This is a genomic window from Wenzhouxiangella sp. XN24 (genome assembly GCF_011064545.1).
GTDB lineage: Bacteria > Pseudomonadota > Gammaproteobacteria > Steroidobacterales > XN24 > XN24.
The window spans coordinates 682,272-703,066 of the sequence record NZ_JAAMFG010000034.1 but is presented as its reverse complement, the minus strand read 5'-3'; the positions used below and the strand labels follow the sequence as shown (position 1 = coordinate 703,066).

General features: G+C 58.6%; 15 protein-coding genes and 3 pseudogenes. 10 read left to right on the top strand and 8 right to left on the bottom strand.

Annotated features, from left to right (window positions below):
* Window positions 1–15: 15 nt before the first annotated feature.
* Window positions 16–776 (top strand): annotated as a pseudogene (locus G6032_RS10980) (IS3 family transposase); the annotation flags it as partial.
* A 269-nt stretch (window positions 777–1,045) separates the two neighbouring features.
* Here the strand turns inward: G6032_RS10980 and G6032_RS10975 are convergent.
* Window positions 1,046–2,364, bottom strand: a pseudogene (locus G6032_RS10975) (IS110 family transposase).
* Between the two features lie 97 nt (window positions 2,365–2,461).
* Between G6032_RS10975 and G6032_RS10970 the strand changes: the two are divergent.
* Window positions 2,462–2,761 (top strand): annotated as a pseudogene (locus G6032_RS10970) (integrase core domain-containing protein); the annotation flags it as partial.
* 157 nt (window positions 2,762–2,918) lie between these two features.
* On the opposite strand, the gene G6032_RS10965 reads toward G6032_RS10970, so the two are convergent.
* From G6032_RS10965 to G6032_RS10950, 4 genes are read right to left on the bottom strand one after another with little or no spacing between them, the layout of a single operon-like run.
* Window positions 2,919–4,394: an oligosaccharide flippase family protein gene (locus tag G6032_RS10965; protein ID WP_165282146.1), complete on the bottom strand. Its 1,476-nt coding sequence runs from the start codon at window positions 4,392–4,394 to the stop codon at window positions 2,919–2,921.
* Between the two features lie 7 nt (window positions 4,395–4,401).
* On the bottom strand, window positions 4,402–5,511 hold the full coding sequence (locus tag G6032_RS10960) for a glycosyltransferase family 4 protein (protein ID WP_165282145.1): 1,110 nt from the start codon (window positions 5,509–5,511) through the stop codon (window positions 4,402–4,404).
* A complete protein-coding gene (locus tag G6032_RS10955) occupies window positions 5,511–6,626 on the bottom strand; it encodes a glycosyltransferase (RefSeq protein WP_165282144.1) in 1,116 nt (371 codons plus the stop codon). Before G6032_RS10955 ends, G6032_RS10960 begins: the two co-directional genes overlap by 1 nt.
* Window positions 6,627–6,652: 26 nt before the next feature.
* Entirely contained in the window at window positions 6,653–7,474 is an 822-nt protein-coding gene (locus tag G6032_RS10950) for a polysaccharide lyase (RefSeq protein ID WP_165282143.1), read from the bottom strand.
* A 412-nt stretch (window positions 7,475–7,886) separates the two neighbouring features.
* Here G6032_RS10950 and G6032_RS10945 point away from each other — a divergent pair, with 412 nt between their 5' ends.
* Window positions 7,887–9,020, top strand: coding sequence for a glycosyltransferase (locus G6032_RS10945; RefSeq protein ID WP_346763802.1), 1,134 nt, complete (start codon window positions 7,887–7,889; stop codon window positions 9,018–9,020).
* 32 nt (window positions 9,021–9,052) lie between these two features.
* On the opposite strand, the gene G6032_RS15715 is transcribed toward G6032_RS10945, so the two are convergent.
* Complete coding sequence (locus G6032_RS15715; protein ID WP_240902123.1) at window positions 9,053–9,412, bottom strand: hypothetical protein; 360 nt, start codon at window positions 9,410–9,412, stop codon at window positions 9,053–9,055.
* A gap of 1,679 nt (window positions 9,413–11,091) precedes the next feature.
* On the opposite strand from G6032_RS15715, the gene G6032_RS10935 reads away from it, so the two are divergent.
* Both G6032_RS10935 and G6032_RS10930 read left to right on the top strand, forming a co-directional pair.
* Window positions 11,092–11,871, top strand: a complete 780-nt coding sequence (locus tag G6032_RS10935; RefSeq protein WP_165282140.1) for a hypothetical protein — start codon at window positions 11,092–11,094, stop codon at window positions 11,869–11,871.
* A 28-nt stretch (window positions 11,872–11,899) separates the two neighbouring features.
* Entirely contained in the window at window positions 11,900–13,018 is a 1,119-nt protein-coding gene (locus tag G6032_RS10930) for a GNAT family N-acetyltransferase (protein ID WP_165282139.1), read from the top strand.
* A gap of 48 nt (window positions 13,019–13,066) precedes the next feature.
* On the opposite strand, the gene G6032_RS10925 is transcribed toward G6032_RS10930, so the two are convergent.
* Complete coding sequence (locus G6032_RS10925; RefSeq protein WP_165282138.1) at window positions 13,067–14,971, bottom strand: glycosyltransferase family 39 protein; 1,905 nt, start codon at window positions 14,969–14,971, stop codon at window positions 13,067–13,069.
* 607 nt (window positions 14,972–15,578) lie between these two features.
* Between G6032_RS10925 and G6032_RS10920 the strand changes: the two genes are divergently transcribed.
* Both G6032_RS10920 and G6032_RS10915 read left to right on the top strand, forming a co-directional pair.
* Window positions 15,579–16,214, top strand: coding sequence for a class I SAM-dependent methyltransferase (locus G6032_RS10920; RefSeq protein WP_240902228.1), 636 nt, complete (start codon window positions 15,579–15,581; stop codon window positions 16,212–16,214).
* Between the two features lie 11 nt (window positions 16,215–16,225).
* On the top strand, window positions 16,226–16,597 hold the full coding sequence (locus G6032_RS10915) for a hypothetical protein (protein ID WP_165282136.1): 372 nt from the start codon (window positions 16,226–16,228) through the stop codon (window positions 16,595–16,597).
* On the opposite strand, the gene G6032_RS10910 is transcribed toward G6032_RS10915, so the two are convergent.
* Entirely contained in the window at window positions 16,594–17,796 is a 1,203-nt protein-coding gene (locus G6032_RS10910) for a glycoside hydrolase family 5 protein (protein ID WP_165282135.1), read from the bottom strand. The two genes, G6032_RS10915 and G6032_RS10910, sit on opposite strands and share 4 nt — an antisense overlap.
* A 71-nt stretch (window positions 17,797–17,867) precedes the next feature.
* Between G6032_RS10910 and G6032_RS10905 the strand changes: the two genes are divergently transcribed.
* Genes G6032_RS10905 through G6032_RS10895 form a run of 3 tightly spaced genes read left to right on the top strand, consistent with a single transcriptional unit; the run spans window position 17,868 to window position 20,793 of the window.
* Window positions 17,868–18,788, top strand: a complete 921-nt coding sequence (locus G6032_RS10905) for a hypothetical protein (protein ID WP_165282134.1) — start codon at window positions 17,868–17,870, stop codon at window positions 18,786–18,788.
* The gene (locus G6032_RS10900; RefSeq protein WP_165282133.1) at window positions 18,785–19,999 is read left to right on the top strand and encodes a glycosyltransferase; all 1,215 of its coding nucleotides are present in this window, start codon (window positions 18,785–18,787) and stop codon (window positions 19,997–19,999) included. The genes G6032_RS10905 and G6032_RS10900 overlap by 4 nt, the downstream gene beginning before the upstream one ends.
* Window positions 19,996–20,793 carry a class I SAM-dependent methyltransferase gene (locus G6032_RS10895; RefSeq protein ID WP_165282132.1) on the top strand — a complete coding sequence of 266 codons (798 nt, stop codon included), beginning with the start codon at window positions 19,996–19,998 and terminating at the stop codon, window positions 20,791–20,793. Before G6032_RS10900 ends, G6032_RS10895 begins: the two co-directional genes overlap by 4 nt.
* Window positions 20,794–20,795 lie beyond the last annotated feature (2 nt).

The following is a 20,795-nucleotide window of genomic DNA, read 5'->3' as shown; positions in this document are numbered from 1 at the left end:
TGCCAGGAGGTTCTGATGAGGAAATCACGATTCACGGAGACGCAGATCGTCTCGATCCTGAAGTCGGCGGACGCCGGGATGCGGATCAGCGAGCTTTGCCGCAAGCACGGAATTTCGGAGGCCACGTACTACAAGTGGAAATCGAAGTACGGCGGCATGGAAGCCTCGGACCTGAAACGGGTCAAAGAGCTCGAAGCCGAGAACGCGAGGCTCAAACGCATGTATGCAGACTTGGCGCTCGAGAACACAGCGATGAAGGATCTGATCTCAAAAAAACTGTAGGGCCGGCTGCGAAACGCGACGCCGCGCGGTATCTGGTCGAGGAGCACGATCTCCCGGTGACTCGATCATGCCGCTGCGTGGGACTGTCGCGGTCGGCCTTCTACCGGGTTCCGGATGACTGGACGGTTCGGGATGCACAGGTGATCGGCGCGTTGGCGACCCTGGTGGAGGGCCGTCCGAGCCGGGGGTTCTGGAAGTGCCGGAAGATCCTCCGGCGCCAGGGCCGGCCGTGGAACCACAAGCGGATCTATCGGGTGTACAAGCGCATGAACCTGCATCTGCGGCGACCCGCCAAGAAGCGATTGCCGAAGCGGCTGCGGGTGCCGCTCTACGTGCCGAGGCTGCCGGATACCGTCTGGTCGGCTGACTTCATGTCCGACACTTTGCTGTGCGGCCGGCGGTTCCGGACGTTCAATGTGGTCGATGACTTCAACCGTGAAGCCATGCACATCGAGGTGGACACCTCGATCACCTCCGAGCGGCTGATCCGTATCTTCGAGCGGCTGCAGGCAGAGCGTGGTCTGCCGCAAGTCCTGAGAACCGATAACGTCCTACCTGCGGATGTCAAGTTAGCCAAGGCGCATAGATTTCCAATGGGGCTTTGCAGCCACATTCGCTGATCATTCTACGAGCCAATTCAGCAAGCGGTTTCCGCTTGTTGGTAGCGAGTCGTTCTCTGCCATAGTAAACACAGGCTGCCGTAATTGGCGCCTCACCGTCCTTAACACGAGATACCAGCTCCAAGCGGAAGGCCGAACATTATCTACAGGGTCGTTGCCCTTACGGCCCGCAAGAGAGGGCTCATCCGCTTGGTTATCGGACCCCGTGGAAGGGGCGATAATCGGTCTCGCTAGTGATCATGGCATGAGCGGTACGAGCCATTTTGGCTGCTACCGCGGTCAGTGCCTTGCGCTTCAGGTCTCGGTTATCCCGATCTCGAGCAATGTACCTCTCATACTTGTCACGAAAGTTGTTTTCCCGCTGCCGGACCGCGATCTGACCCGCCATCCAGAATGCGCGCCGGAGTCTTGCATTGCCATGCTTGGAGAGCTTGGACTGCCCCCGGAACTGGCCGGACTGATGCGTGGCCAGGTCAAAGCCACAGAACTTAAGAAATTGGCGGTGATGGCGAAACCGACGCAGATCGCCGGCCTCGGCCAGGACGGTCAGGGCGTTAATCGGCCCGACGCCGGGAAGTTGTCGAAGACGCTGGTAGTCTCGATGATCCGCCAGCAGCTCATGAGATCGCCGTTCAATCTCGTCTCGCTGCTGGATTAACTGCCGGATCAGCGCAATCACCAACCGGTACATCATCACAGCCGCGGAATCGGCTGCCACAGGCAGCCCGATCGAGGTTCGTGCGGTCTCGTAAATATCCCCAAGAATCCGTGCCTTGGATACCTTGCGCCCGATCATCGGCCAGGCCTGCTCGACGAACTCGTCGCGCGAATGCGCGGTGATCGCCGATGGCACCGGGAAGCGGTCCAAGAACACGAAGAACCACTCAGAGCGGGAGTTATGCCGGAAGCGATCAATCTCCGGGAAGTACAACGGCAGATAGTGTGTCTGCAGTCGATGCAATGCTTCAGTCTTGGCCTTGGAGATGGTCTCGTGCGTCTTCGATAGCTCTTGCCAGTCGTTGATGCCCTCAACCATCGGATCATAGTAACGCTGTGTCGCGCCGATCCTCAGCATGTGCAGCATCACCTGCGCGTCCTTGGGATCGTTCTTGTCCCAGCCGTTATGCAGCGCCTCTCTTGTACGGGCCAGGGCGACCGACGAGATCAGGCGTACATCGAACCCTGCCTGCAGCAAGGTCCACGCGATCGCACGGTGATAGTTGCCCGTTGCCTCGAGCCCGATCTGGATCGGGCCACCCAAATCCCGTAGGCGCTGAATCAGGCGTTGATGCTCTGAGCTCGTGTTGAGCACCTTCAATCGCTGGCGCGTCGCGAGTCCAGGTCGTTCGATCACTACGTCGTTCTTGGCCTTGGCGACATCAATGGCTACCAAAGTCGCTTCAGGCGCCGTATCGTTGAAACTGGTCACGGTGGCATACCTCCTAGAAGTGCGAAGTTGCATTCACTACTCTAGGAAATCTGTATGTCGCCGTGGCCAACTGACTCTTGGCATCGGCCGGACCTATGGAGACTCTGAATCCCTGTTCCATATGTACTACGGCCCGGAGTTCCTGGGCGAAGCCTTCACCAGCTGGGCCAAGCACAACGGCATGGCCATCCAGTACATCCAGCCGGGTAAGCCAAACCAGAACGCGTACATCGAGCGTTTCAACCGGACCTTCCGGGATGAGCTGCTCGACCAACACCTGTTCACCACGCTAGACGACGTCCGGGAGGCTGTCCACTGGTGGATGATCGAGTACAACGAGGAGCGGCCCCATGACGCGTTGGACGACCTGACGCCCATGGAAGCCCGTCTACAATCCGCCGGAATCTCTACTTATGAACTGTCGCCTTGACGGGGAAGCTTACGGATTGAGGCGATCTGTGTGTCAGTGAACCGTGAATTCGTGATCAGTACCTCTTGTCCTTAAGATGCCAAATCACCCTCCTATTTGCCTACCGACGAGAGTGGGACGGTTACGAGGGAAGTTCACATGTGCCGTCTTACATTCTTTAGCCTGGTTCGCTTGGCTTTTGGCGAGCTAAGAGGGTTCTTAGAATAAACCGGCTCGTTTCAGGTGCAAGTAGTGAAACGAGTGCTAGATAGGACAAAACACCGACCACTACTGAAGCCGTAAGTACGTTAAGCTCACTGGTACCCCAGGAAAGCAGCACATGACGCACGGCGAGTACAAAGGCGCCCATAAAGGCCGCGGGACCAAGGCTTCCCAGTAGCGGCCGAAGCGCGCTAAGCGGTGACAGGCCAATCGTCTGGCATACCGCTCTTGCCTCGCGAATGGCGAGGATCCAGGTGGCAGCGAAGAACCCTAGCGCTGTTTCTTCCAACGAGGACCGGATCGCCCCGGGTGCGACGAAGCCAATCAATACTCCACTTCGAATCAAAAGGTTTCTCAGCATGCTTCGTGGCCGCCCGACTCCGACTAGGATTGGGCTCGACTGGCTCAGGTAGGTCAGGGCCAACCCTGCCAGCGAAAAAATCGGCATGATAAACGCGGCGTCCAGCCAGTTCTCACCTAGGACATGCACGACGAACAGGTCGCCGACCACTGCCAGGCCGACGAAAACCGGTGCGAGGACGATGGTGGATGCTTTCATCGTCAGCAGATAGCCACGACGCACATCTTCGATGTTGGATTGGACGCGGGAGAATGTTGCGAAGGACATTTGGTTGAGGATAGACATGCCTTTGTCAATCGGCATGGATATCAGGGTTTGGGGCATGACAAACGTGCCGAGGAACGCCGTAGAGTTAAACTTCCCGATTACTATCAGGGGGCCTTTCTGGCACAAATAGAATGCGATATCGCCAAGGAATTTCCATACACCGAAATTAACGAGGCGAAACGCTCTTCCCAAGTTGGCGGAGGGACGCCAGGAGGTGATGGGAATTAGTGAACCAAAGCATATTGACCTCAGCAGGGTTCCGGTCAACGTTCCCAAAATCAATGCCCATACGCCCATGCCCAACAGAGCGAGAGCTAGTGTAGAAAGGGATACCGTGAGTGCGCCCGCGAACTCGACCTGAGAACGCTCCTTAAAGCGAAGATGTCGGCTCAACAACGCGGAGGGAACCGCGCCCAATGCGTGAAAGAGGATATTGAGCATCGAGATCGTGATGACAAGCGGAAGCCGCGGCTCTTCGAACACTCGACCCAGAAGTGGGGCGAACGCCGCGGCAAGCAACCAAAGCAACAATGACGCCATCAGCACCAGGGAAGTCGCGGCGCGGATACTGGCGCGATTAACGCGTTTCGCCTGCACGATCGCCGCGCCGAGTCCCACGTCTGCTACCAGCAGGGCGAGAATCGTGACGATCCCTGAAAGCGCCGCGAGTCCATAGTCTGCCGGGGTCAGGATGCGAATCACGAGCAGCGTAACGAGCCAGGACAGTACCTGCGCCGAGAACTGAAGGACGATTCTCCAACGAAGCCCTCCGATCAGCCGGTTCTTTTCTCGCGCTTTCAGCATTGGTCATTCATTGCAGGCCGTACAGGCCAAGGTACCGGTCGATCATGCCCTGGTGGGAATAGCCTTCTTCGACGATCCGAAGTGATTGGTGTCCCATCCTTGCACGCTCGGCCGGATCCTCGAGCAAGCACTGCAAACATCGACGAAGGGCGGCTGCATCACCGGTAGGAAAGGTAAGGCCGTTCACGCCCTCTCTTACCAACTCAGGGTTCGCACCTGCGTCGCTGGCTATGCAGGGTAAGCCGGCGGCCATTGCTTCCAGGATACTCCGGCTCATTCCCTCCGAATCCGAAGGTAGGACGAACACGTCGGCCGCATTGAGTATGTCACCGACATCCGTGCGGAATCCCAGCAGTCGGACGTCGTGCAGACCGTGGTCGCGCCGGCACAGTCTCTCGATCTCACCCTGCGAGGGACCATCCCCGACCATGAGCACCGTAACACGGGGCGAAACCTCCTGCGGCAGGCCGCTGATCGCATCGAGTAGCAGGTCATGGCGCTTAAGCGGCACGAGCCGGGCCACCATGACGAGGACGCATTGGTGATCCGGAATACCAAGCTCGGTCCGTATAGCGGCTCTTGATCGCATTGGAGTGTTCGGCTTCACTCCGTTTGGGATCGTCTGGAAACGGGATTCCGGCATCCCAGTCACTCGGCTATAGAAGTCGGTCATGGCCTCCGAGACCGTGACGAGTTTTGTGCCAAGAGCAGCAGTCAGGCGAAGCAGGCGGGCTCTGGAAATCCGCTCTTCGACAACATACGTATCGTGTAGCGTCCCGACATGAGTGGTGCCGGAGAACCGCGCCGCGGCCGCGCCGCCGACGATTGGGCCGAACAAGTGGGAGTGGAGGACATCGAGCTTCAAATCTCTCAGCTGTCGGGCGAAACGATAAGTAAATATTGGCACGCGGATCATGGACTTGTAATCCTTGAGGCCGCGCACGAAATGGGACTCCAGGCCCGCCTCGCTCGCAGTCTCGAGCAACGGGGCGTTGCCAAAATGCAATAGCACTGGCCGGTGACCGGATTCGGATATCGCCTGGGCGAGCTCCGCAACGATGACTTCCGCGCCACCAATCGACGAAGTGTCGATGAACAGGCCGACGCGGGACGGCATCAGGGCTTCACCGACAAGAGTTTGTCGTACAGGGAGCAATAGGACCGGGTCATTGCGTCTGCTGATAGCTTTTCGGAGACCCGCTGGAGCGCCGAGTCGGTGACGCTCTTGCGCGAACCGGCGGACGACAGAGCTTGACGAAGGGCTGACTCGAGTGAACCGGCATCACCGGGGTCGGCGAGAAAGCCGCACTGTCCGTCCGCCAATGCAAACTCGATGTCTCCAACACGGGTGGCGACAATCGCCGGACCGCACCACATCGCCTCGAGCATCGCGATCGGGAGACCCTCGGCAAGAGAAGGCATCAGAAAAATGTCGGCGGCTCGAAGGATGCGTTTTACATCGGATCGGTGTCCGGCAAACGTAACGCGCTGCGAGAGGCCGAGCGCATCAGCTTGCGAGCGTAGTTGGCTTTCACAACGCCCTTCACCCGCCACGAGCCAATGGAAATCCAAGCCCTCGTCAGACAGCGACTTCAACGCCTCGAGCGCATACATATGGCCCTTCTCGGGAGTAAGCGTACTCACCGAAACCAGGACGGTCTTGTTACGCAGGCTTGGGAACTCGGCGATCAAGTCACCCGAGTCGTTGGTATCCGGTTCAATTGGGCTAATCCCATTCGGGATTACCGAAACGAGCTGCCCACTGATTCCCTTCGCCAGCATCTGGTCGCGTACGTTTCCGGAAACCGCCACTACATGGTCGAAGGTGCGAAGCAGGTAGGCGTCCATGCCGGCATAGAAACGGAGCCGTCTTGTGGTCGTTTTCCATAAGTGATTGGTGGCCACGAGCCGCGCGTTGCCTCCGAGACCGAGCGCATAAAAGTCCTCACGATATCCGTGCGTGTGGATCACGTCGGCGCCTTGGGTACGCAAGCACTCCCGAACGGTGGCGATCGACCTCACAGAGAACGGTGAAGAGAACGAGACTGGAAGCACTTCGGTCCCTTGTGCCCGGGCTGCGCGGATCAACTCTGGCTCGCCGGATCCATTATCTACGGGCACGCACAAGGCTGATTCGTAGCCGTACTTCGGCGAGTTGCGGCACAACTCGAGCACCACCTGCTCCGCGCCGAGAAGTGCGCCGGACGCCCTCAAGTGCAAGACCTTCTTCACGGGTATCGTCGAGAGAATTGCGTGCGTCAGTCCACGCGCACGTCACCCGGCGCCCGGGGCGGACTGGCAGTCGTGATCAAGCCGATTCTCTCGGTTGAGATCACGAGATTGTCGTAATAACGGTCGAGTTGTCCGGTGGCACCTCCGTTCCAGTAGGCATCCAGCATGACCTCGTTGATGCCTTCCGAGCGGCCGCCGCGGAGGTCTATGTCGAGGCGTTCAATGACCAGCTCGCCATCTACCCAGAACCGATAGTGGCCGTCCCGGCTGCCTGGTGTGTTTAATTTGACTTCCATCTCGATCGCCACCCACTGCCCGTTTCGGCCGGCAAAGCGAAATCCCGAACTGGCCTTCGGGAGCCAGCCGGAGGCGTTCGCTTGCGTGCTGTTGCGGGCGAACACGTCGGCTACCAGTTCGCCGTCCGGCTCGACCCACGCATGGACTGCGTACTCTGTCTCCCACGAGTCGCTCCGTTCCCGGTATCGAACGCGAGCCATTTTCGGCGGGAACGTCGAGAATCCGTCGGCGAAAAGGTGGTACCAACGAACAAAAATGTGGTCTGGGAACCCGGTGTCCTCTACCTTGGCGATCCATCCCGCGCTGACCTGGCCACTCTCGTAACTTTGCCGCAGTGAGTTCGGCGGGCTCAAGGCCACGTCCCCGGAGATACTCATTCCAGTACCTCCGACATCCTCGTAACGGGATTCGAGCGCATCGTTAGACGAAAAGTCGTCGCACCAGAGCCATGCCGGCTGCGCGGGCTGCCATTGGGCACATTCGGATGCCGACCCCACCATCGGAGCAAGCATGGCGAGGCCCGCCAAGGTTGAGCAGATCAGGATTTTCATGTCTCAGCAAACTCCAAAATTGCATTTCGCAGGATCAGATCCGGTACCAGATGTCGACGACCAGCCTGAGTTTGCATAACTGGATGGGGAAGCGTTCTACCTATTTAAGAACCCGCGAGGCTGGAAGCCAGGCAGCACTTGAGTAAGTAGGCCATATTTGCTGGTTACGCCTGAGTGCACGCATCACAGAACTGCTATGGACAGATCGAGTCAATTAGTAAAGCCTAATAATAGCAACCTTCGGGGATCCTTTCGCAATCACTGAATGGGATAGTCGATCAAGCCGACTCAGGGTCCATCCCCGGGTTACTGGTCCAGGAGTCATCGTATCTGTGAACGGCGTGGTAGATTCGAGGCCTGATGCCCTGAAGAATAACGTTAAGCGGAATCGCGAGCGACCGAGGAATAGGTGGTGGAGATAATCTTCTGGCTGGCGGTCCTGGGCGCCGGTTACAGTTATCTGTTGTACCCCTTGATTTTGATCATCATAGTGGCAGTGCGCCCCGAGCGTAATGTCGCATGGGACGCCGGTGCGACCCGAGAGATCAGTGTCATCATCACCGCGCATAACGAAGCTGCGCGAATCCGCGAAAAAATCACTGACACCCTTGCTCTGCTTGGGTCGCGACAGGGGGAAGTAATCGTAGTATCTGACGCTTCGAATGACGGGACCGACGAGATTGTCGCCGGGATTCGAGATTCGCGTGTCCGGCTCGTTCGCCAGGAATCACGTGATGGCAAGGAATCTGGCCAACGACTCGGCATATCCAGCGCGAAGGGCGATATCCTGGTCTTTTCGGATGTTGCGACTCGTATCGCTCCAGGAAGCCTCGAGGCGTTGTTGGCGGCTTTCGACGACCCGACGGTTGGCGCAGTCTCCAGCGAGGACCGGTTTGTCACGAGCGACGGCAGATTGGTTGGCGAAGGCCTTTACGTTCGCTACGAGATGTGGTTGCGGCGGCTGGAGTCGCGTCTTGCCGGACTGGTGGGACTTTCGGGCTCGTTTTTTGCCGCCCGTCGGAAAGTCTGTGAGCACTGGCGAACCGATACCCCGAGTGATTTCACCGTTGCGTTGACTTGTGTGCGGCTGGGGCTTCGGGCGGTCAGCAACCCGGACGTCGTCGGCATCTATACAGACTTAAAACAGCCGGCCGATGAGTATCGCCGTAAACGCAGGACCGTCGTTCGCGGTATTGCTGGACTAGTTACCTTTCGCGAGGTGCTGAATCCTGTCCGGTACGGTTGGTTTGCATTCGAGGCATGGAGTCACAAGCTGCTCCGGTGGGCGGTACCCTGGTTTCTCGTGCTTGTTTTCGTTTCGAGCGGCGTGCTGGCCACAGCCAACCCCTGGTACGGCGCGTTTTTTGCCGTCCAGGTGGTGGGGTACATGCTGGTTGCGGCTGCATGGTTCTGGCCCGCGCTGCGTAGCATCGGATTGATCAGGATCGCCCATTACTTCGTGCTTGTTAACGTCGCGCTTGCAGATGGCTTGGTGCGCTATCTGCGCGGGGAGCGGATCGTGACCTGGAATCCGTCTCGCCGATGATAATTCGTACCTTGCGGCCTGCTGGCGACAGTCTACCTTTTACTCCAGTGGATGTTGCCAGAGAAGAATTGTGGCCGGCAGATTATCAGCCCTGGCTGGTTCAATCCGGGACGGCGGCGCTGGCGCTGGCGCTTATGTTGCTCAAACAGCAACAACGGGACCGGGACCGGTGCCGGGTCCTGTTGCCCGCATACGGTTGTCCGGACCTGGTATCTGCGGTTGTCTTTGCCGGCCTGGTCCCGGAGTTGGTGGATACGGCGCCTGACCTGCCCTTTATGGACATGGAGTGTCTTGATCAGCAGTTGGACGATGACGTTCTCGCGGTGATCGGTGTTCACTTCCTCGGTGTTGCTGAGCGGATCGACAAGCTTGTTGCGTTGGCGGCGAAGCATGGAACGGTTGCCATCGAGGACAGCGCCCAGCGACTTCCGGGAAATGGGGAATGGGATCCCCTGGCGTCGCTCGTAGTCCTGAGCTTTGGGAGGGGGAAGCCGGCAGGAGCGCTCGGGGGCGGGGTGCTATTGGTTCGCCGCGGCGCATTCTCGAACGTTGACCCGCGAACCTACATTCAGCCTTCACGGCCACGGCCAGTAGAAACGCGGTTGAGGCGATGGGCGTACAACATGGCAATCCATCCGTCCGTCTATGGGATGGCAACACGGCTTCCCGGACTCGGGGTCGGAATCACGAGGTACAGGCCGCTGGACGAAATCCGCTGCTTGGATCAACATCGCGCCACCTACGCCTTGGCGCAGCTGGGAGAAGTGAGGTCCAGGCAGCAGAACACGGTTACAGAGTTGTTGGGCGCGCTGCTAGCCCGACAGGGGGGGGTGGTTGATCTCGCGCTCTGCCGGGGGGAGACGAACCGTGCCACGATGCCAAGGTATCCTGTTCTTTGTCCTAGTGGGGAGGTCCGCGATACCCTGCACCGATCGCTCACTCGGCGTGGACTTGGTTCTTCCGTAATGTATGGGAAGGCACTCCCGGATCTACCGAGTGTGCCTGCATGCCGCTGGTCGAGCGTCTCGCACGCTAGGGAATTCGCGGGTCGGCTACTGACGCTGCCGGTACACTCGGATGTTCGGGAAGGCGATGTGCTGGAGATCGGACGTGTGTTGGCGGAGGTATTCCGTGAAGAAAAGCATGGGTCGCTCAGTGCTGTTGAGTGATCCAATCGGAGAATCGCGTGCGGGGAGCGGATGAGCACGAATTTCCTATGACTCGCCGAAGTGACCCCCCGCAGGTCAAGCTGGCCTTTATCGTCGGTGGTAATCGGTTGACTTGGCGAGATCGCGAGATCATCCGTATTGCCGAACAGGCTGCGCACATCGAGGTGGTTTGGATCGGGGTTCTTCGGGGTCACGGGAGGCGGGAAGACGCCCCGGGTGGCCTTGCCAGCCTCCTGCTCCGGATAGACGAATCCATCCGAGGTGTGGAAAAGTGCCATAGCTCATCGAATGTCGTGGGCTTGAGCGAAGTGGGTGGCGTGCCGTTGCTTACTGAAGCCGAGTGGCGACCGTTGTTGGGACCTGATTCTGGAAACGAGCAGGAGGCCATCCCGTTACCGGACGTGTTGGTTTCTTTAGTCGCCAGCCATGGATCAGAGTCGTTAGCGCAGGCTCCCATTGCGCCGGTCTGGTGGTTTTCGTCCACCGGTGGGTATACGGGTGGGGCGCTCGAGGGCTTCCGCCCAACGCTTCGTGGGGAACCCACTGCGAGGACGGTTCTGGCTTCCGTTTCAGCTTCGAGACCCGTCCCACTGCTGCTTGGAAGCTCTGAATGTCGCGTACACCCGAGTTCGCCGACAATGACACGTGGGCGCTTGTCTCGGGCCAGCGTACGTCTATTCAAGGATGCAATCCTGTCCTTGGCGGAATGCAGTCTCGCCGAGTTTCAGAATGCGCGGAAGTCCGTTTCGGATGAGGGCGTTTCCCTCCCGGACGAGGCCAGTCACGGACCGGGCTGGCGGGAGGGGTTCGCGATGTTGCGGAGAACAGTCTCCACGGCTTTGAAGTCAACCACTGCTGGCCGAGGCGAGCGTGTTCAGTGGTCCATTGGGCTGGCATCAGACGTGGCCGCCGACTGGCGCAAACAACGCTTTGATGAGGTGAGGTGGATCGACGTCGCCGAGGACCGATTGTTAGCCGATCCGTGCCTGGTCGCCAAGGACGGAGTCACCTGGCTGTTCATGGAAGAATTGCGTTTCCGCGAAGGTAAGGGGTTTATCTCGGTAATGAATGCAGCGTGCCCCGAGGAATGGGCGAACGCCGAGCCTGTTCTCGTGCTGCCTCATCACGTGTCATTCCCGGGGGTGTTCGAGTATCGGAACGAGTATTTCATGTTGCCGGAGCAGTCCGAGTCTGGACGACTCGTGCTCTATCACAGTCGCGCGTTCCCGCATGATTGGCAGCCCTGCGCGACCCTGCTCGAGGACATGGTCGTTGCCGACCCGGTACTGCTCGAGGAGGGGGGTTACTGGTGGCTGTTCTTTTCCTTTTGCAACGAGGACGGCGCCGACGACAACACGCAGCTTTACTATGCGGAGCACCTGGACGGCCCCTACAAGCGATTCGCCGGTAGTCCGATTCACGAAGGCCTCAAGGGGTCGAGGATGGCGGGCCAGGTGTTCCGCGAGAACGGAAAGTTGATTCGACCGGCGCAGGATTGCCGGCGCCATTATGGAGAAGCGATCATCTTTCAGGAAATCACCGAGTTAACGCCGGAGAGCTATTCCGAAAGAACGGTTGCACGTGTCGGACCGCGAAAAGACTGGCCGTTCAATCTTGGTGTTCATAATTATTCCCGCGCCGGGGGCATAGTCGCTATTGATGGGTTCAGGTACCGCAGATGATCGATTTGCCTTGAGATGTGCGCCCAACATGCTGAAGTTTGATCGTCAGGTTCTTGCGTCGCTCGATGATCAGGCAGGCGCATGGGCTGATCTCTTGGCACGCTCTGACGCGGACCCGCTCTTCAATTCCCCGGAGTGGCTGGCGACCTGGTGGGATCATTTCGGCGTCCGATTTGGCGGGATTCTCCAGAAGTGGTCCCTAACAACCGGCGAGCGACTTGTGGGGCTCCTGCTTCTAACCGAGCGGACCATGCGCCACCGTGCGGGGCTTCGAGGACGTAGGTACGAGTTCCTCGGTACGGGGAGAGGCGACGATCTGACTGTTTTCTCCGAGCGTACTGATGTGATTGTCGATCCAGCGCATGAGGATATGGTGATCAGCCGCTTCGCCGGCGAGCTGGCGCAGGATAGTTGCTGGGACGAATTGGTGGTGTCCTACACACCGCGCGATGGCGTGACCCATCGTATGTTCAAGAAGCTCGAGGGTCTATGCGGCGGGTATTTGCGCGAAGCCGATGAATTCGATGCATGGGAAGTGCCGCTTGCCCAGAAACCAAGCATCGTTACCGATATGCTTGGACGCGGAACTCGGGAACGAATTTTCGGAAGTCGCCGACGGCTGGAAAAGGTGGGTCAGGTTTCCGAGCGGATTCTCGCCGCACAGGACTTCGACCATGCTTGGCGCATCTTCGATGACTTGCATCGCTTACGGTGGGGCCGTCCCTTGGAACGCCACTGGCAGCTCTTTCTGGATGATATCGCTCGGATCCAGGCACGGCGCGGCGTTCCAGTGATGTCTGTTCTGGAATTCGAAGGGGAACCCATATCGGTAATGGTGAATTTCAGGGCAGCCGATCACGAGTACGCTCTTACGTCAGCCTTCAGGCCTTCGCCGGTCAAACGTGTGTCGCCTGGCTGGATGCATTTCGGTTACGTGCTCGAGCGGGCCTGCCACGATGGCCTGGCCTGGTTCGACCTCCTTGGAGGGAAAGGCAAAAATGAGCAATACAAAGCGGCTATGGGACGGCGGCGCACTGAACTGGTTTGTCTGCAGCTGTTGCGCCGCTGGCATCTGAAACTGCCGTATAAGGCCTGGGACACCATTGGGATGCCGCGACACAGTTTATCCAACGGGACGGGCGGCTGAAAACGACGCTGGCCGTAATCAGTGAATTAGAACAGTCGCCACATGATACTAATCGTCGCCATGGTGTCTGGTCCTGAATACTCGAAGTCGTCCGTCTGGTGATACATATTCGTTATCGAAGCGATCCCGATCATTCAGGTACGCGGTCCATTCATCGTCGCGCAATGAGAGGTGATCCGCGATTACCCACGTGTAATGGCCACCGTTATCCGCATCGATTGTGACGTCAACCTCATCAATGCTGGAAAGTAGGGGCCAATTGCTCCAGCGCTCAGCTCTTCCGAAGTTGCACGCCTGACCACGATGTCTATGGTCCGACCGGTCAAGGTAGACGTAGCCTACGGACTCGAGATAGAGCGTCGCAGGGACAGACGTGGTTATGATCTGATCATCTGGTGACTTGTTGCTGTCTACAAACGCTGAGGCACTCGCGTAATCATGGCGCGTGTAATAGTGCCTTGCCTCTGCATCGGGCATGGCGACCCGGAAGTTGGTGTCGTAACTATTTATGTTTCGCAAGTGGTCAAATGACAGATCATTCGTGGCCCCGAAGGCTGCCAGAAATGCGATCAACGCCATAGAGGTAGGCCAGCTGGTTCTTGGCATCAAGTTTCTGGCCGAAGACGCTATCCCAAACAAGGCCAATATCACGAAAAGGGGATAAAGAAAAAACGCGTATCTTGTCTCATGGTAGAGCGAAGCGGATCCACCGATAAGCACGAAGGAAAAAAGCAAGGTCAATAACAACGCGGACACACCCGCCATCGGTTCCTTTGGGCGGATCACGCCAAAGAGACCTGCGAGGCCAATGCCCAAGGCGAGCAAAACGGACAGCAATAAGTCGACGTTGGCCCAAGGAAAAATCAGGCTTGCATACAGATCGGGAAACTTGACCAAAGGTTCCAATTGCTGTGTGAGACGCAGGTTATTTCCTAGCACTGCTACTGAATAGAACACCCACCACGCGGCGAGAACTAGAAACGAAAACCATAGTAACGTGAGTGACCTTTGGCGTGCGACGGATCTCGGTAGCCAACCAATCAACACGGCGCCGAAAAATACCATGATCGCCAGCAGCAGTTGATTGAAAAGCAGCGTGACAAAAATTAGGCCGAGCCCCAGTATCGCTTGCGTTCCAACACGGCGCGGGGCGATTCGCGTCATCGCAAAGAGCACTAGAGCAATGAGTCCGAAAACCACAGCTGCCGACCAGGGTTCAGCTAGTGCGTCCGGAAGTAGGATGGGAATGCTGCCGATGAGTGACTTGGTCGAAACCGCGCCGCCAGCAGATTCTGGTGGCAGGGCAGTAGCGGCTCCTAGCGTGCGAAAGTTAATTGACAGGAACGCCAAGACCGCGGCGATAACCATTATTGAGACAACTACGCTCGACCAAGTTCTATATTTCTGGTGCGCAAGCAGAGGAATGAAGTTGAGCAAAGCTAGTATGACACCGCCTTCCCAAACCAGGGGCCCGACGATCGAAAGGCAAATAAGGTACGGCCATCGTCGATGGTCCGCCTCTGTCATCAATCGATAAAGGTGGTAGACGTACCACAAGAAGATGGCCTGGAACGGAGCATACATCCGTCCGAAACGGGCCATTTCTATCTGCCATACGGATAATGAAAGGATGATTATTGCGGCCGCCGCGACCCTGGGGCCTCCGAGTTTCCTGGCCAAAAGCCATATGGCGGGGAACAAGGCCAGATTGCTGAGAATTGTTACCACGCGCAGGGCGGACGCGGGACTCATTCCTACCAGTAGAAGCGGCGCGACAATATATTGATAGAGAAGCCCGCGCGTATAGTAGCCACCGCAAGGAAACTCTGGCAGCCCAGTGGAGAGAATGAATGTCACGGAGCGATAGACGTAATATTCGTCAGTCGCCAAAGACCACTGAGAAAACCCAAGGAATCGGTAATAGATGCCTGTGGCCACGGTGAGAAAAGCCAAGCTCAACCACGCTCGCTGCTCCCATGGGGCTATACGCGTATCCTTTGGTTCACCAGCCCGTCTTGTGTCCGACACTATTGACTTTCCCTGCCGTGACGATAACCCGATTACCCGGGTCCGATGTATAAAGGCGATGAATCGCGATCGGGCGAACGAGTTATCCTAGGTACTTGTGCCACATTCCGTTTGGCGTCCACAATCTCTCCCCAGGCAGTCCCCGCCGCGCAATTTCGTTTCGACCTCAATAGCAAGTCTCTGGTTGAATGATCTGGCAGGGGGAGGCTGGACCAATTATTCTAGATCCCCCGGTCAACCACTGTTGACTTAGTGCCGCATTTTACCGCACGGCCATATGAATCGTAACTTAAATGTCAAGTCGGTCCCGGGCTCTATTGACCGGGATTTTTCCCCCCTGCGATGATCTTGCATTTAATGCATCCTTCTCAGGTGTCTGCAAAACCCCGGGGCACGCCCTAAAGTGCTCCAACCGGTTTTAAACCGACGAAGACTGAACTAAAGTCAATCGGTGGACCTCCCCGCATTTCGATACGTCTCGAACGTGCTGTTGCACGTGCAGGGTCTCGCGGAGAGCTGATGTGTGACTGATATGCACCCCCGCGAGTTTAGCGCCATGTCATTGATTGAAATATTGAAAAAACTGCCGATTGACCTCGGGCAAGGCAATCTTCGCACGACGACCAAGGGCAAGCTGATCGCCTTGGGTTTTGTGCCAGACGGCGCAGGGCGGACGGCCTTGGACGTGGGTTGCCGCAGTGGCACTCAGTCCCAATGGATGGAACAGCGCGGTTACACGGTAACCTCCATAGATATCAACCGAGTCTACGAACAATGCCAGGTCGTTGATGTCAACAACGGATTGCCGTTCCCGGAAGCGAGCTTTGACTTAATCTGGTGCAGCGAAGTGATCGAGCACCTGGTCTCGCCGGAAGCGTTTGTGAGCGAGTGCAACCGAGTTCTGAAGCCGGGCGGCAGGTTGGTCTTGACAACACCGAACAGCACTTTCTGGCTTTATCCAGTGGCCAGGCTTTTCGGGATGACCCCCAAGGACCTACAGCATCCTGGGCATCTCCACTTTTTCTGCATTGCCGATATCAAGCGCTTGTTTCCAAGGGCGAGGCTATACGGGTTCTTTCCCTATGTCATCGTCAAGTTTCGCATCCGCCGGCTGATCGGATTACTGTCACCGACTTTCGTCGTGATTCATGAGAGACCGGCCAATTGAATCGGCTTTATATGCTGAAGAATTTCTCCATGTTTACGCTTATTGGCGGCGGCTTCTTCGTGCTTGCCGTAGGCTTGAATACCCTGGCAATCGATGTCATGGGCTGGAGTCCAGGACTTGCGTCTCTTTTGGTAATTTCGGGACTGTTCGTCGCCAAGTACTATTGCTACCTGTTGGCGAGCGTCATCGTGCCGAGCTTTTGGCGGTATACCGTAGCCAACTTGGCCGTAACGTTGCTCTCTACCCTGACAATCTGGCTCCTGGTCCGTTACGGTGGATTGAGTGGCGGGATGTCTACCGGTGTGGCGCTGTCTTTCTTCTTTCTCGTGCGCTATTTCGTGCTCGATTTCCTCAATGTCATAAGGAAGTCGGCCCAAGGCTAGTGCCGAATCGAGTTCTCACCCGCCCGGATTTTGTCGTCGAGACGGTCAGCCTGGTGTCCGGTCGAAAAGGGGGCCACGCCAGTGAGGGCAAGAACTCGATTATAGATGGCCGGATCGTCTATCGCGCCGGCGAATTCAAACGGGGCCGCCTGGTTCTGGTCCCAGAGCATTAACCCCCAGCTGGCGCCGCTGTCGACGGCCGTCTGGGCAGCTTCAGCTCCCAGCTTGCCGAGCTTGTCGTCTTCGTTGATTACTACTGGCTTGTCATAAATCGACGCGGCTCGGATTCGTTCAGGATAATCGGGAACGTCCGTGTGATTTGTGTGAAGCAGGATGAAATCAGACGCCTCGGCAATCTCTGCCGGCACGGTTCCATGGCCTCCGGGACTGGTGGATACGAGCAAGCCGTGGTGGGTGGTTTGGGCGAGCTGGATCAACTCGACCTGGCCTTCCACCGAACCGAGCCACTCGCCGTCGTGCCACTTCTGGAATCCTCCGTGATCGAATTCGTTGGCGATCTCGATCATGACGTTGCCGTAGCCTCTCGCCTTTATCCAGTTCATGGTGTTGACCACGGCAGCACGAATTGCTTCCTTGCCGTTCAGCGCACGCGGGTTGGAGGTGGGTGCCTGGTGGTGCTGGCGCTGGTAGAACAGGCCGAGGATGATGACGGCCCCTTCCCGACCCGCGGCCTCGATCACTCGTTCCACGCGCGCCATGTAAGTGTCCCGTAAGCTCCCGTCGCTGTTGAAGGCGGAGTTGTGCGCCCCCTCGTACTTGGGCGACCCGCCCTGGAGGTTGAGCGTGAAAGCGCGCATGCCGTAGGCAACGTATTCCGGCATACGGGCGATGAAGGCGTCGGTATTGGCGTCCGGGTTGAAGTTCTCCGGGAGCGCCGGTGGCCATTCCGACTGCGGACGATCGTCCTCGAAGACGGCATTGACCATGCGCGCGTTCATCAGCAGGCCCTCGGCCGGCCCGCCGGGGTAGGTTACGGAGCCGTTAATCATCCAGCGCGTCCCGTCGATGGCGACCGTCGTAGCCCCGACGTCGCGGGGCTCGAAAAGGCGGTCGCCCAAGGCTGGGACTGGCGGGGATTCTCGCGCGGACCATAGCCAGGTTATGGCAATACCCAGGGCCGCCAGTATTATCAGGATCTTGAATGCTACGTTGCGTGCTCGGCGCGGTCTGTTGTTCATTGCCCTTGTCGTCGTTGATGGCTCGGCCAGAAACTACGGATGAGCCCCCGGTCCGTCAAGCTGCCGATTCCTTGAACCAGGTCCGCCATCGAATCGGTATGCTGTGTTCTCATGCGGAACAATATTATGCTTGCCCGACATGGCTGTTTTCTGAACGTTCGATGAGCACCCGGACATCAAAGATTGGCGGGGGACCGTATCCGGTGGATGCCCACGTGCATCTGCATCGGCCAGGCCTCGTGCGGGCAGTGCTGGACGCGGCGGCCGCCAATTTCACGCGAGCCAGGCCCTCGGGCGCGGGTCCGCTGGGCTACCTGCTCCTCACCCAGGCGAGCTGCGAACGCGTTTTCGAAACGCTGGCACCAGAAGCCACGTTGGGTCGCTGGCGCCTGGAGGCGGTGACAGCGGAGCCGGAGTCCTTCCTCGCCAGGGACGGTGAGCGGACCCTGGTGCTCGTCTGCGGTCGCCAGTTGCGCGCGGAGGATGGCTTGGAGGTCGCTGCCCTGGGCACGACGGAGACTTTTCCCGACGGCCTTCGTTTTGACGAGTCGCTTGGTGCAGTCCTTCGGTCAGGGGCCGTTGCCGCAGTCCCATGGGGCTTAGGCAAGTGGCTGGGGGCGCGCGGGCGTCGAGTGTCCATGGCGATGGGGAACGATGGGTTACGCGGGTGGTTCCTCGGCGACAGCGGAAGCCGCTGTTGGATCGGCGCCGAACCGCGACTGATCCGGGTGGGCCGCGCGGAGGGTGCCAGAGTGCTTGTTGGCACGGACCCGTTTCCCTTCGGCGGCGATTATCGTCGCGTCGGTAGCTTTGGCTTTCTGGCGGACTTGGAGTTGAACATCGACCGGCCGTGGGGATCGCTGCGCCAGTGGTTGCTGGGCTTGCCGGAATCCCCGCCGGTTTATGGTCATCCTTCGGGCCCGCTGCGCTTTCTCGTTAACCAGGTCGGGGTGCATCTGTACAACCGGCTGCGCGCCCGGGAGCCGGCATGAAGCTCCTCGTAGTCGCGCCTCATCCCTTCTTCACTCCCCGGGGCACCCCGTTCAGCGTCTACTATCGCACGCTGGTCATGGCCGAGCAGGGGGTCAATATCGACCTGCTTACCTACCATCCGGGGCAGGACGTGGACATTCCGGGGCTCAGGATCGTGCGCATCCCGCGAATCGCTCCACTCGAGCCGATACCCGTCGGGCCCTCCTGGCGGAAGCTGGTGCTCGATGTGTTCATGGTCCTGTGGACGATCGGCATGTTGATCCGCCACCGCTACCCGGTGGTTCATGCCCATGAGGAGGCAGTCTTCTGGTGCCGCTATCTCAAGCCGATCTTCCGGTTCCGGCTGATCTACGACATGCACTCGAGCCTCCCGCAGCAACTGGAGAATTTCCGCTTCACCAAGTCGAAGCTGCTCATAGGAACCTTCAACTTCCTGGAGGATAGCTGTCTCAAGGCCGCAGATGCGGTGATCACGATCTGTCCCGACCTGCGGGACTACGCCCTGGCGGCCGGAGTCCCCGAGGAACGGCACTTCCTGATCGAGAACTCGATTTTCGACGACGTACGGCTGAAGGAGCGACCCTGCGACGCGGTTGGCGGGCCTTCGTCCGCTGAGCCTCTGGCCGCCGCGTACTTCGAGGCTTACCCCGTAGTGCTGTATGCGGGCACCTTCGAGGCCTACCAGGGTATCGACGTCCTGATCCGGGCTTTCGCAATCGTGCATCGGGAACTGCCCGCCGCCCGGCTGGTGCTCGCCGGGGGCACCGAGGCCCAGGTGGAGGCCATGCGCGCCCTGGCGGATTCGTTGGGGCTCGGAGATGCCTGTCGCTTCACTGGCCGTGTATCCAAGACCGAGGCGCTGCAGTTCAATCGTTCTGCCACGGTGCTGGTTTCTCCCCGGGTCCATGGGACCAACACGCCGCTTAAGATCTACGAGCAACTGGCCAGCGGCAAGCCGCTGGTGGCTACGCGCATCTGGTCTCATACGCAGGTGCTGGATGACTCGGCCTGCTTCCTCGTCGACCCCGAGCCGGAATCGATGGCTGCTGGCCTCAAGGCCGCGCTGGATGATCCTGCAGAAGCGGTACGCCGATCCAGGAACGCCAGGGGCTTGTATGAGCGCGATTACGCGCGGCCGGCCTACGTAAAGAAAATCCGGCGACTGCTCGGGTTAGTGGGCCTCCGCGATATCGTCGAGCAGGCGGCATGAAGCCGCCCCAGGAACATGCCGGGACGGACGACGAGGCGTTGAAAACCCGCGTGCGAGCCTATTGGGACGCGCATGTTGACGACTGGAAGATCGCCACTCATCCTTCGGGCTCGCCCGAGTTTTTCCGCGAGATCGAGGAGTACCGCTTCGATAAGCTCGAATACCTCGCCAGGCGCGTGAATTTTGCGGGGTATCCGGGGCGGTCCGTGCTGGACGTCGGCTGCGGGCTCGGTAACGACGTCGCCCGGTTTGCGACCGGAGGAAGCGAAGTCACGGGAATTGATATTTCGCCCCGTGCCGTCGAGTTGGCTCGTGCCAATTTCTCCCAACGGGGGCTGGCCGGTCGATTCGAGGTTATGGACGGCGAGGCGATGTCCTTCCCGGATGCTGCGTTCGACGTGGTGTATTGCCACACCGTGTTGCATTTCACGCCAGATCCGGCCCGGATGGTGCGCGAGATTCGCCGTGTAACTAAACCCGATGGCGTTGCCATCCTGATGACCGTCAACCGGAAATCCTGGATGAATTGGCTGCGTCATGTCATGAAGGTCGACATCGACCACCTGGATTCGCCGGTTTTCCGCCACATGACGATGGACGAGTTTCGCAGTATCCTCGCCCCGTTTCCCATGATAGATCTACGGTCGGAGCGCTTCCCCGTGCCAACCAAGGTGCACAAGGGTCTGAAGGCGCTGGTGTATAACGGCGTCTTCGTTGGGGGATTCAATTCCTTGCCGGCTTCCTGGACGAACCGGACCGGCCATCACCTGCTCGCGTTCTGCAGACAGTGCTGAGG